The 12,682-nt window shown below is 40.1% G+C and carries 15 protein-coding genes; 1 reads left to right on the forward strand and 14 read right to left on the reverse strand.

All coding sequences use genetic code 11. The features are described 5' to 3' along the window. Positions 1 to 86 precede the first annotated feature (86 nt). From hepT to LC091_RS00195, 14 genes are all read right to left on the reverse strand, one after another. On the reverse strand, positions 87 to 1,049 hold the full coding sequence (gene hepT / locus LC091_RS00130) for a heptaprenyl diphosphate synthase component II (protein ID WP_226679719.1): 963 nt from the start codon (positions 1,047 to 1,049) through the stop codon (positions 87 to 89). An 18-nt stretch (positions 1,050 to 1,067) separates the two neighbouring features. Beyond that, positions 1,068 to 1,781: a demethylmenaquinone methyltransferase gene (locus tag LC091_RS00135; protein ID WP_226679720.1), complete on the reverse strand. Its 714-nt coding sequence runs from the start codon at positions 1,779 to 1,781 to the stop codon at positions 1,068 to 1,070. 3 nt (positions 1,782 to 1,784) lie between these two features. Beyond that, complete coding sequence (locus LC091_RS00140; protein ID WP_226679721.1) at positions 1,785 to 2,603, reverse strand: heptaprenyl diphosphate synthase component 1; 819 nt, start codon at positions 2,601 to 2,603, stop codon at positions 1,785 to 1,787. Between the two features lie 227 nt (positions 2,604 to 2,830). Further along, entirely contained in the window at positions 2,831 to 3,052 is a 222-nt protein-coding gene (gene mtrB / locus LC091_RS00145; RefSeq protein WP_226679722.1) for a trp RNA-binding attenuation protein MtrB, read from the reverse strand. A 31-nt stretch (positions 3,053 to 3,083) separates the two neighbouring features. Beyond that, positions 3,084 to 3,650, reverse strand: a complete 567-nt coding sequence (gene folE, locus LC091_RS00150; protein WP_226679723.1) for a GTP cyclohydrolase I FolE — start codon at positions 3,648 to 3,650, stop codon at positions 3,084 to 3,086. Between the two features lie 135 nt (positions 3,651 to 3,785). Then, positions 3,786 to 4,058 carry a non-specific DNA-binding protein Hbs gene (gene hbs / locus LC091_RS00155; protein ID WP_010193643.1) on the reverse strand — a complete coding sequence of 91 codons (273 nt, stop codon included), beginning with the start codon at positions 4,056 to 4,058 and terminating at the stop codon, positions 3,786 to 3,788. 500 nt (positions 4,059 to 4,558) lie between these two features. Then, the gene (spoIVA, locus tag LC091_RS00160) at positions 4,559 to 6,037 is read right to left on the reverse strand and encodes a stage IV sporulation protein A (protein ID WP_226679724.1); all 1,479 of its coding nucleotides are present in this window, start codon (positions 6,035 to 6,037) and stop codon (positions 4,559 to 4,561) included. A 248-nt stretch (positions 6,038 to 6,285) separates the two neighbouring features. Further along, complete coding sequence (locus tag LC091_RS00165) at positions 6,286 to 7,017, reverse strand: hypothetical protein (RefSeq protein ID WP_226679725.1); 732 nt, start codon at positions 7,015 to 7,017, stop codon at positions 6,286 to 6,288. 21 nt (positions 7,018 to 7,038) lie between these two features. After that, positions 7,039 to 7,245 (reverse strand): DUF2768 domain-containing protein, encoded by a 207-nt coding sequence (locus LC091_RS00170; RefSeq protein WP_226679726.1) that lies wholly within the window; start codon positions 7,243 to 7,245, stop codon positions 7,039 to 7,041. Between the two features lie 769 nt (positions 7,246 to 8,014). Further along, positions 8,015 to 9,052, reverse strand: a complete 1,038-nt coding sequence (locus tag LC091_RS00175) for an NAD(P)H-dependent glycerol-3-phosphate dehydrogenase (protein ID WP_226679727.1) — start codon at positions 9,050 to 9,052, stop codon at positions 8,015 to 8,017. Positions 9,053 to 9,069: 17 nt separating this feature from the next. Further along, positions 9,070 to 10,380: a ribosome biogenesis GTPase Der gene (gene der, locus LC091_RS00180; protein WP_226679728.1), complete on the reverse strand. Its 1,311-nt coding sequence runs from the start codon at positions 10,378 to 10,380 to the stop codon at positions 9,070 to 9,072. A gap of 217 nt (positions 10,381 to 10,597) precedes the next feature. After that, complete coding sequence (locus LC091_RS00185; protein WP_226679729.1) at positions 10,598 to 10,783, reverse strand: capping complex subunit for YIEGIA; 186 nt, start codon at positions 10,781 to 10,783, stop codon at positions 10,598 to 10,600. Further along, positions 10,773 to 11,672: a YIEGIA family protein gene (locus tag LC091_RS00190; protein ID WP_226679730.1), complete on the reverse strand. Its 900-nt coding sequence runs from the start codon at positions 11,670 to 11,672 to the stop codon at positions 10,773 to 10,775. Before LC091_RS00190 ends, LC091_RS00185 begins: the two co-directional genes overlap by 11 nt. After that, on the reverse strand, positions 11,669 to 12,274 hold the full coding sequence (locus tag LC091_RS00195; protein ID WP_226679731.1) for a YphA family membrane protein: 606 nt from the start codon (positions 12,272 to 12,274) through the stop codon (positions 11,669 to 11,671). The genes LC091_RS00190 and LC091_RS00195 overlap by 4 nt, the downstream gene beginning before the upstream one ends. Positions 12,275 to 12,397: 123 nt before the next feature. Here LC091_RS00195 and LC091_RS00200 point away from each other — a divergent pair, with 123 nt between their 5' ends. Beyond that, on the forward strand, positions 12,398 to 12,529 hold the full coding sequence (locus tag LC091_RS00200; protein ID WP_168864971.1) for a YpzI family protein: 132 nt from the start codon (positions 12,398 to 12,400) through the stop codon (positions 12,527 to 12,529). Positions 12,530 to 12,682: the final 153 nt, after the last annotated feature.

Raw genomic sequence — 12,682 nt, forward strand, 5'->3', positions numbered from 1 at the left:
CTACCAAAATATATCACGGTTTTTATAGTTTCGCAACAGAAGATGGAGAATTATCGTAATATTTTACAAAGTTTGCGAAATTTGGCCTAGTATTTACGTTTTCCAATATATTTTGCCACATTGCTGAAGGTGCGTTTAGCAAGTCCATTTGGAAGTTTTTCAAGTTCCTTGAATGCCCTCTCCAAATAACGGTCACTAAGTGCAAAGGAACGTTCAATCGCATCAGACCTTTTGATCAACTCAATTATTTCCTTTATTTCCACTGAACTGCTATGTTCGTGAATCGTACGGATCTTCTCGTTCAATCCAGGCGATTCCATGGCATATAGAACAGGTAAGGTAATATTACCCTGCAGAAGATCACTTCCGGCAGGCTTCCCTAGCTGTTCTTCGGTAGAAGTAAAGTCAAGAATGTCATCTGTAATTTGGAAAGACATTCCGACATAATAACCAAACCAATAAAGGCTCTGATGAACCGATGCAGAGACACCGGAAGTGATGGCTCCAAGCTGACAACTGACGGCAATAAGGATTGCGGTCTTTCTTTTAATTCTTCGCAAATATGTCCGCAGGTTTTGATCGTAGTTATACTTATCTCGGATCTGTTCGATTTCGCCTTTACAGAGTTCTACAAGCGTATTAGAGAGGATGCGGTGCGCTTCGATGTCTTCTACTCTAGTCATCATTTCAAGGGACCTTGCAAAAATATAATCGCCCGTGTACATTGCAATGCGGTTATCCCATTTTGCTTTAATCGTAGCTTTTCCCCGCCTTAATTCCGCGTCATCAATAACATCGTCGTGAACAAGAGATGCCATATGCATGAGTTCCAGGGCGACCGCAACATTCTTGACTTTATGTATGTCGTACGTTCCTAGTTTTGCGGCCAACAGAACAAAGACTGGTCGAATTCTTTTCCCTCCAGCCTGAAGTAAATGTAACGATGCCTCTTGTAACAAAGCTCGTTCTGTTTGAATGGTAGCTTCTAATTCATTTTCAATTATTTGCAAATCATTATTTAAAAAGGAATACATCATCTTTAATTTCATGTAGGTCACCTTTACAAACTATTTTCTAGGTTTAACTCCTAAATGCATGGCAGCGACTCCACCTGTATATGCCTTTACCTCAACTGGTTGGAAACCTACTTTTTCATACATCTTTTTTAGTTCTTTCATTCCCGGGAAGTCCTTAGCTGATTCATGTAACCAAGCGTACTCATTATAGCTTTTGGCGAAAACCTTCCCTAGCATCGGCATTACGTATTGAAAATAAAGAAAATACACTTGACGGAAACCTGGCATGGTAGGTTGTGAAGTTTCTAAACAAACAACCTTTCCGCCCGGCTTGACTACTCTGTACATCTCTTTCAACACTTGAAAATAGTCAGGCACATTACGTAACCCGAAACCAATCGTCACATAATCAAACGTATTATCTTCAAAAGGAAGTGCCATCGCATTTCCATGAAGCAGTTCAATATTCTTCTTTCCAAGGTTTTTCACTTTTTCTTTGCCGATAGAAAGCATGTTTTCACTAAAGTCGAGGCCAACCACTTTCCCACTTGGGCCGACTGCCTCTGCCATAGAGATGGTCCAATCCGCTGTTCCGCAGCAAACGTCCAATGCTTTGGCGCCATCTGCCACATTCATTCTTTTCATCGTATCCTTACGCCAAGCTACATGACGTTGGAAACTGATGACTGAATTCATTTTGTCATAGTTTTTATATATTTTTTCAAAAACATTATGAACACGCTCTTCTTTAGATGGATGTTGCATGGCTTACCCTTCTTCCGCATACTTTTTCGATGAAAATGGGATTTCATAGAAAAGTTCTTGTATTCTTGTTTCTAATAGTTTGTTCATTGTTGGAATAGAATGCGTCAATTGTTCTATTCTTTGTTTGATATGATCGATATACCTGTCAATAAGGTATAACATATAGGTTTCCTGTTCTTTGGATGCTACATCCTTTTCTCCTTTTGAGAAGGCTATTCTTCGCAAAGTGTCAAAAAGAAAGGTAGATCTTTCGTGACAGAAAAGTTTCCGTTCTTGAATTAAGCGCTTTAATAAAAGAAAGTTGCCGCTTAATTCTTTGAGAATTGAATTGGAGAAAAAGTCAGAAACGGACTGAATAAGTGAAGATTCTATCTTTCCCAGACTGTCCATCAATGGTTCGATTCCTTCGAGTTCTTGATGATAATAGGCAATCTTATGCTCATTTATTTGTTTTATGGAATGTGCGAGTGTTTTAATCATCGATATGTCATTCACATCTGCCAAGAGACTGTAATAAAGGCCACTATAAAAATCACCAGCCAAAACAGTCAATTGACGACTCTTTTCATCGCCGTCTTTCATTTGATCTGCTTTCGCATTTGTCACCATATCATGGGTATCAAGGGCAATCTGGACAAGCATGGTTGATAATATGTATTGTTCTTTTTTTTCATCAGATATATCGATGGATTCCAAGATGGAATATAGCAACAATAACTTATCCTCATCAATGGCAGGGTATTCAATATGTTTAATTAAATATGGATGTGTAATCAGATTATGTAATTTCTCTTTTATAATGGATATATGTATATGACTCACTAAAGACCACCCTTGTTCCCTTTTCTTGACTGACATCGTCCGTTTCACCAAAACTATACAGACAATAGAGTCGAACTAAAATAGACAAAGTTAATTATAGCACATTAGTGAAGCATATTGTTAAAATGGGCTATCTTTCTTTAGTTTAACCCGCTATTGAATAGATAATAAGAAAAGCAGAGAAATATTTATTCTTCTGCTTTCTTACTCAAGATTTATTGTATCTTTTAGTCTGTTTCCATTTCTCCATGGGAAGATTGGATGGTCGCTTTGCCTCTTATCTTGATCGCGGAGGTGTGCTCGGTGAACTGGGCAATCATCACTTCTCCTCTGTCAAGCTTTTCGGAATGATGGAACCGTGTGTCTGTTCCACGTGTAAGTCCAATGACACTTACGCCATCTTCCTTCGCTTTGATTACAATAAAGTCGTTCGAGTTTGTTTGACTCATGACAATCCTCCTTATCGTTTACAGTGTTGACTTATCCTTTAATTAAAGATAAAACTTCCGCTCTAGCTGCTGGGTCATTTTCTAGTACACCGCGAACTGCAGATGTAATGGTCATTGCACCGGGCTTTTTGACACCACGCATGGTCATACACATGTGCTCTGCCTCCACTACTACCATTACACCGTGTGGATCAAGTGATTCTACAATGGATTCTGCTATGGTTGAAGTAATTCTTTCTTGGAGTTGTGGTCTTTTTGCAACCGCCTCCACCGCACGGGCAAGTTTACTAAGACCAGTAACTTTTCCTCCTCTAGGTATGTATGCTACATGGGCTTTTCCGAAGAAAGGAACTAAGTGATGTTCACACATGGAGAAGAACGAGATGTCTTTAACAAGTACCAATTCTTCATGTGCTTCCCCGAAGACTGTCTTAAAATGCTCTTTAGGATCTTCATTTAGGCCAGCAAAAACTTCTGTATACATTTTTGCTACACGTTTAGGTGTATCTAGTAGTCCCTCGCGATTAGGATCTTCCCCGATTGCTTCCAAAATCATTCTTACTGCTTCTTCTATTTGAGCCTTATTAACTTCTGTCATTTCTTTATCCTCCTACATTACCGTAAAATAGCTGTAATGTGATTCTAGCATAAGTTTTTTTAAAAAAGCAAAAATAAAGAGGCGCAAACTATGCGCCTCTTTAAGATGACATTCATTTGACTATGTAGCTGTCAATTATTTCACAGCATCCTTAAGTGCTTTACCAGGTTTGAAAGCTGGTACTTTGCTTGCAGCGATTTCGATCTCTTCCCCAGTTTGTGGGTTACGACCTTTACGCGCAGCACGCTCACGTACTTCAAAGTTACCAAAACCGATTAATTGTACTTTGTCACCGTTTTTAAGTGCGTCAAGAATTGTATCGAAAACAGCATCAACTGCTTTAGTAGCATCCTTTTTGGAAAGTTCACTAGCTTCAGCAACTGCATTGATTAAATCTGTCTTGTTCATGCCATTCACCTCCTCCCAAAGGAGTTATCGCTATTCTAAACCAAAATAGCATTTTAGTCTAGCAAAAGCCTTTAGTACTAACATTTGTTCACAATTTTGATTGATTCTATACATAGTAGAATCGCTTAATCTTGTAACTAGGCTAATATTAACCCATTAAACACTAGATTTCAACAAATTTCTCACAAAAAAGTGCTTCTAGAGGAATATTTCGCCAATTAAGAGAAGATTTTCTGTATGTAGATTAACATAAGAATCCCTTTATATCAAGCGTTTCTCTGTTTTAATACACAAAAAACAGCTTCCCATCTGTGTTATTTCCACAGTCGGGAAGCTCTTAAACATTTTCGACAGTTTTTTTAACGCTGCTGTTGATTTCCGCAAACGGCTTCGCTTTCCCAGGGGCTGACGTGAGCCTCCTCGGCAACCTGCAGGGTCTCCACCTAGCGCTATCTCCCTCAGGAGTGTTCACCTTTTGCTTCAATCAACAGCTAGAAGTTTTATAGAATTATCGCGATTAGGCCGCCGGAGCCTTCGTTGATGATTCGCTCTAGTGTTTCTTTTAGCTTGTATCTGGCGTTTTCAGGCATTAATGATATTTTGGCATGGATACCTTCTCTAACAATGGAGCTCAGGGAGCGTCCGAAGATATCGGAATTCCAGATAGATAGTGGGTCATCCTCAAAGTCTTGCATCAAGTAGCGAACAAGTTCCTCGCTTTGTTTTTCAGTACCGATAATCGGTGCGAATTCACTTTCTACATCCACCTTAATCATGTGAATGGATGGCGCCACTGCTTTTAATCTGACCCCAAAGCGAGATCCTTGGCGAATAATTTCTGGTTCTTCTAGACTCATATCTGTAAGAGCAGGAGAGGCAATGCCGTATCCTGTCTGCTTCACCATTTTCAATGCGTCGGAGACCTGGTCATACTCCGCTTTTGCATATGCAAAGTCTTGCATTAATTGCAACAAGTGATCTTTTCCTCGAATCTCCACTCCCACTACTTCTTTGAGAATGTGATCGTATAGATCGTCTGGAGCATATAGGTCGATTTCCGCGATACCCTGCCCCATCTCTATTCCTGCAAGGCCAGCCCTGTCGATAAATTCATACTCGCTGAATTGACCCACCACACGGTCCACGTCACGAAGACGCTTAATATCCTTCACCGTGTCTTTTACAGCCTCTTGGTAGCTTTCACGCAGCCAGTGGTTATCTTTAAGGACCATTACCCAGCTTGGAAGGTTCACATTCACTTCTAGTACCGGGAATTCGAATAATGCCTCTCTTAACACGTTGTACACATCTGACTCCCTCATGCTCTCCACACTCATTGCAATAACAGGGATGTCATACTTTTCGGACAGCTCGCGTTTTAAGGCTTCTGTTTCAGGGTGATGTGGTTGTACTGTGTTGATTACCATGATGAATGGTTTACCAACTTCTTTTAATTCTTCCACAACCCTTTCCTCTGCTTCAATATAATCTCTGCGAGGAATTTCTCCGATTGAGCCATCTGTAGCAATGACCACACCAATAGTGGAATGCTCTTGAATTACTTTTCTCGTACCTATCTCCGCTGCCTCGTGGAATGGGATTGGTTCTTCATACCAAGGAGTATTGATCATTCTTGGACCATTTTCATCCTCATACCCTTTCGCCCCAGGTACAGTGTAGCCTACACAGTCTACAAGACGGATATTTACATCAAGGCCCTCATCTACTTTAACCTTTACTGCCTGGTTAGGAACAAATTTAGGCTCTGTTGTCATAATCGTTTTACCAGCTGCACTTTGCGGCAGCTCATCTTGAGCACGAGCTTTATCAGACTCGTTTCCTATATTCGGCAGAACCACTAACTCCATGAACCTTTTAATGAATGTTGATTTCCCTGTACGAACAGCTCCTACGACCCCTAAATATATATCGCCGCCCGTACGTTCAGCGATATCTTTGAAAATATCTACTTTTTCCAAGTGATTCCCTCCCGACATTTATCTTGGGATTTTCATTTTCTAGTAAGGATATAATCTATGACACTATATGTGTATGATGTTGTCCTAATTAAATATGACTACTTTAATAGAAAATTCATCCCTTTTCCCTCTTTATTTTTATATATGGTTAATAAGCAAGAATTAGTGGGGCATTATGTTTCATGTAAATAAAACAAAAAACCCTTCTTTAGAATGTATTCTCTAAAAAAGGGTTCATGACAACTATTCTATTCTTTATTTAAAAACACTGGTTCATTGTTCTCATCTACCGTGTAGGGAAGCGAGAAAGCAGGTACAAACACGGAATGATCCACGATAATGTCACGGATGTCATCCCCTGATTTGTAATTATGTTCATGTTCTTTCAGAAAATCGTACAAGTCAATAGAATAATCCAATTGAGCTTGTCCTGCGTTATTTAAGACAAATGGCAAGTTTTTACCAGAGATTGGACTCTCTGCAAAAGGCTCTGATTCATAGCCGAGTTTTTCCCAATCCAATTTGAATGCTTGATCATTGATTACTTCTTTGATCGGGGCATATCCATTATTCGAGCGCTTGTACATATCTATTCTGATATTAATATCGCGGATTTGTTCGGCCACCCGAAGGTCAATCAGCTTCACTTTAGGATCTTCTTCAACATCTACAAGAACATAAAGATAGACTCCACCGCTCTCAAAAGCCGTTCCAGGAGGTTCTTGTATGTATCGTGGAGAAAGTTTATTAAAATCAATCGGATACTTTTGATAGATCGGTGTCTCCATATCCCTGTCTTTGATAGGCAACAAGCCGCCAGATGCCTCGCGGTATTGATCGACTGAGGACTGTACCGCTTCTAGTTGATCTAAATAAGGTACTTGGTTTTCCGCTAAACGATCTTGGGGGTATAAACAACCTGAAAGGACGCTGCTTACCACCATAAGTCCTACTAGTAGAAAGAACCTATTTAATTTCATAAATTATTCCTTCCTTCATCATTATTGCTCCGGTACAGGGCCACTGAATACAACATAAAAAATAATTAGACCGGCAAGTAGAATCAATAAAAAAGCAACCGTATTCAAAATACCTCTGATAATGTTGTTTTTCACCTTGAATCTAGTAAAATAAACCGTTAACACGGAAATAATCATGAATCCCATCGCTACAAACGATATCCACATCTTCATTAATGCAGGTGACATCCTCATCTCTCCTTTTCCGTGAAACATTATAGCATAAGATATACATGAAATGAAACAACAAAAAAGCTGAAGTAAAAGGGGCCCTTTTTACTTCAGCATTAATAGAAAGACTAAATAATCCAATCCCACAGCTCAACCAGTGATATCCTCATACACATCTTATGCGGCACTTTACATACATGCATCGCCAAATGCCTATTTATCGCAAAAAAGCTTGTAAAAATTATGGATTTCTTTCCTGAGCACCCTCCTATGGTTTCTTCTTTATAAGTTATGCACTGATGAGGGATGGGTGTTTGTATATTTTATGTATAGATTTATAAGAAAGATTGGATTTTGGTTGATCGCCGCTGTTCCTTTCCGCAAATGGCTTCGCTTTCCGCGGGACGGTGCTTGAGCCTCCTCGCAACACTTCAGGGGTCTCAAGCTACCGTTACTCCCCTGCTGGAGTCTTCGCAATTTGCTCCAATCCACAGCTAGAAATTACATTGAGATACGTCAATGCTTTTCAAGGTATCTCCATTAGATGGTTTTCTTTAACCTAAATTAAATGAAGTAACCTAGTTGATTGCAGTGGAAGGCGCGCAGACGCCCGCGGGAGGAAGGGACAGGTGAGACCCCGGAGGCGTAGCCGAGGAGGCTCACGGACCGCCCGCAGGCAAGCGAAGCGCCTGGAACGAAAATCAATCGAAATATCAAATTTCTAACTCTTTTAAAATTGCCCTTAAACGAACAAAAGCCCCTTCGTAACACAAAGGGGCTTCTTAATTCACTGGACTCTGTCGCCTAGAAGCTGCGCTAGATCATCCAATTCGGTTGTCTTGGAACGGCTCATCAGTTCATCCACCGCATCTTTAGGATCCACTCCATCAAACAATACATGATAAAGTGCAGATGTTAGCGGCATTTTCACTTCAAGCTTTTGTGAGAGCTGGTAGGCAGCCTTAGTTGTGCGTACACCTTCTACCACCATTCCCATGTTATCTAATACCTCTTCAAGCTTCATGCCTTTCCCCAACATGTTTCCTGCTCTCCAGTTTCTACTGTGAACACTTGTACATGTAACGATAAGGTCCCCCATCCCTGTCAAACCAAGGAAAGTGAGTGGATTGGCACCAAGGCAGCTCCCAAGGCGCGCAATTTCAGCCAGCCCCCTTGTAATTAAAGCTGCTTTTGCGTTGTCCCCATATCCAAGTCCATCTGTAATACCGGCAGCCAACGCAATGATGTTCTTAAGAGATCCACCGATTTCTACTCCTACAACATCCGTATTTGTATATACACGGAAATGCTGGTTGATAAATAGGTCCTGTACCTTTTCAGCAGCCTCAGCATTAAGTGAAGCAGCTGTAACCGTGGTAGGCTGTCTCATACTTACTTCTTCTGCATGGCTAGGTCCTGAAAGAACGACAACGGCTTCGCGGATAGATTCAGGTATTTCATCTTCTATCACTTCCGATACCCTTAAATGTGTATCTGGTTCAATTCCTTTACTAACGTGAACAAATAATGCAGGTGCCTTTAAATAACCTTTTAGTTGTTGGCACACTTCCCTCATTGCCTTGGTAGGTACTGCAAGCACTATGGCTTCTACAGATTCAACCGCCTCTTCCATAGACGTGAACCCTACAATCTTTTCGGATAGCTTAATATTCTTTAAGTATTTTTCATTCGTATGGGATTGATTGATTTCATCAATTTGAGCTTGTTTATGCCCCCATAGACGAACTTCATGATTATTGTCGGCAAGTACCATTGCAAGGGCAGTTCCCCAGCTTCCCGCTCCCAATACAGCAACCTTTTTCACTGACTCACTCCTCCCTTTTACTTTCGTGGACGTGCGATTAGTTTAATAGGTGTTCCCTCGAAGCCAAATGCATCTCTGATACGATTTTCTAAGAAACGTTTGTAGGAGAAGTGCAGAAGCTCTGGATCATTAACGAAAATAACAAAGGTAGGCGGCTTTACTGCAACCTGTGTCGCATAGTAAATTTTCAAGCGCTGGCCTTTATCGGTTGGCGTAGGATTCATTGCCACTGCATCCATGATAACATCATTCAACACAGTTGTTACCACACGCATGGCGTGATTTTCACTTGCCATGTCGATTTTAGGAATAAGTGTATGGACTCGCTTTTTAGTTTTAGCAGATAAGAAGACAATCGGTGCATAATCCAAGAACAAGAAGTGATCTCTGATTTTTTGCTCAAATTCCTTCATAGTCTTTTCATCTTTTTCCACAGCATCCCACTTGTTTACTACTATAACAATGGCTCTTCCTGCTTCATGTGCATATCCTGCGATCTTTTTGTCTTGCTCAATGATTCCTTCTTCCCCGTTGATTACAACCAAAACAACGTCAGAACGCTCAATGGCACGTAAGGCACGTAGTACACTGTATTTCTCTGTTGTCTCGTAAACTTTTCCTTTTTTACGCATACCTGCTGTATCAATGATAACGTAATCTTTCCCGTCATAAGAATAAGGAGTGTCAATAGCATCTCTAGTTGTACCTGCAATGTCACTTACAATAACGCGGTCTTCACCAAGCAAAGCGTTCACAAGGGATGATTTCCCAACGTTTGGACGGCCGATTAATGAGAATTTAATAATATCCTCATCATATTCCTCTTCTTCGTCTTTCGGGAAGTTCTCTATGACAAAATCAAGCAGGTCTCCAAGTCCTAAGCCATGTGATCCTGAGATTGGAATCGGCTCACCAAAACCTAGAGCGTAAAAGTCATATAATGTATCTCTCATGTCAGGGTTGTCTACTTTATTAACAGCAACTACCACAGGCTTTTTAGAACGATAAAGAATTTTTGCTACCTCTTCATCGGCTGTTGTCAACCCTTCACGGCCGTTAGTCATAAAAATGATGACATCCGCTTCGTCAATAGCGATTTCTGCCTGTTCACGAATTTGAGTCATGAACGGTGCATCACTAATTTCTATTCCACCTGTATCAATAATATTAAAATATTGGTTTAACCATTCTCCGGAGCTGTATATTCTATCTCTAGTTACTCCTGGTACATCTTCTACGATGGAAATTCTCTCTCCGACGATTCTGTTAAATATTGTGGATTTCCCCACGTTTGGTCTTCCAACGATCGCTACGGTTGGTTTTGGCATGGTGACCACCCTCCCATTTTTCTATAAAATGTATGTAATATTTCTTTCATACTAATCCATTGATTCTCTTAGTCTTTACTAAAGAATGTTTTAGGATACTTTGTTGTATCTTCTAATAAAAGAAACCCTCCTGCATAGGAAGGTCTAACTTGAATAGTTTAACATTATTCCCCGCAATAAGGAAGTCTGACTTTTTGCAAAGTGATAAAGTTAAATCTTAATGTTTGACAATAACATATAATTCTTCACCTAACCCGTGTGCAATTCCGTCTAGTATCGCCTCAAGGTTTGCTGCTACAAATTCCATTTCCTCTTTTGTTTCACAGGTGAAAATAGGAGCTCCTCCGGCTACTTTACTGGCATTGGTCGTAATTACAGCAAGTATATATTTCTCAACTTCCATCCTTCTTGTTCACCTTTTCCTTCAAGTTTTTCGTAGGCATTCTTATTGCATTTTCCAATGTTGGTACCCGTTCAAGAATTGCCATCCCTATTTCCAAATCCTGCTCTTGTGGTAGTAGAAACACTCCTACACGTCCATCATCTAAATCCCTTTTAGCCAATGGGACAAGCGCTGGCGTTCCAGAATCACGATACACTCCAAGTGCTGTGGACATGTCATGCAGAATTGCTTGTCTCTGCCCCAGGTTCGCTATCGTCGTTCTCGCATTGAAGTTCTTCGGCTTTAAAATAAAGCCCATCCCATATTGCAATACTTCTTTTTGGCGATCAGGTAATCCAATATTCATGATGTAGATATTATCAACATACAGGCCTGCTCCATCAAAATGGGGCTTCACGTACTCAATATCTACAATATCCTTCAATTGCCCACCAGTCATCAATTTATGAGATAGGAGTGCCGCAGAAATACCAACAACTAATCCTACCCAAATGTTCGCTGCCAAATAGGCAAGTGTGGCCAAAAAAGCTGTAATCATGACAAGATAGTTTCTTCCTTCAAAGGCAATGGCAATTCCTTCAATATATGTACTCCCTCTTGGTACCAATTCAAAAGCATCCAGTTCGGTAAGTGTGTTTCTTTCCATATTTCTAACATCTCGAAATTGAGATGCCGCCAGAGCTAGAAATGTAATAGCTGCAAACTCTTCTTCCATGATGGCAGGAACTGCAATTGTCCCTAAACCTGATGCGATAAAAGCGAGTGATAAGTGTATGATTTTACCATGCAAATAGGTAGGATACTGACGATAATCCGTCACAAGCATATATAGCCTTGTCGCTAACCCTATTAATACCCCAAAAATAATGGGTAATGTATACTCATTCATCCTTGTCTCTCCCTTACGCGCTTTTGTATTAAGGAATCTAGCTGTATTGTCAACGTTTCAAACATCATCCATGTCGCCATCCCAGCAGAAGATAATGCAAGAACCGCCAAAAACTCAAATGAACCAATATTCGAATAGGAAAAGATGCGATCCGTTACTATACTGCGTAAAATCTCACCAAGTAAGACTCCCGTCAGCATGAACACGAACCTTTCTCTTTTTGTTTTAAAAAGCAACAATGATAAATATAAAATAATAACAGATAGCAACCATGTCCTATCTAGAAAAATCCAGACCGGATCATATATTTCAAAAATGATAAAACACACATACGCCAATGCAACCGTACAAATGGAAAAGTAATGCAACATGTATTTTTGCTTTAGTGAATTCACTAACATAATAAGAGCAGTAATGGCCAGTACAAGAAAAGAGGCAGTTATGGTGAAACCGAAGATTTGTACAGTAGTGCCAGAGCCGGCTATTACAAGTAACAAAAGGATAGACAAAAAAGTTCTAGTTGCAGATTTCGGAAAGAAAAATGTAATAATAATCCAACCCATCCAACTTATAAAATAAAAGTACTGACCTGTTATTTCCATTTTTCTCCCTCCTCTCACCAAATCATTATGCCTAAAAATAGAGCATACTAATCATTCACCACAGTATGTTTTTACCGATTAAGCAAATAATATGAAACAGATTCTTAGAAAAGAGGTGATCATATGGGAAAAGATAGACAAGAACGAAAACTGAAAGCCCAAAAAAGAACGGAATCAGACCGCGATCAATCTCTAAAGTATCCGGGAGCAACAACTATGGAAGGCCCTGAAGGAGCAAGAGAGCGAAATAAATAAGAAAATCGCTAACGCAACCTAAACCCACGTCCCAAAATCTTTTGGGGCGTTTCTCGCTTTTCGTATTGCTTTGAAAAGTTGGATCGGATCTTTCCTTTGCGCTCATCTTTAACTAATCACCATTAGCTCCATATAGGCGATGAGGACATCTCT

Source organism: Sutcliffiella horikoshii (assembly GCF_020524325.1).
GTDB classification, from domain to species: domain Bacteria; phylum Bacillota; class Bacilli; order Bacillales; family Bacillaceae_I; genus Sutcliffiella_A; species Sutcliffiella_A horikoshii_D.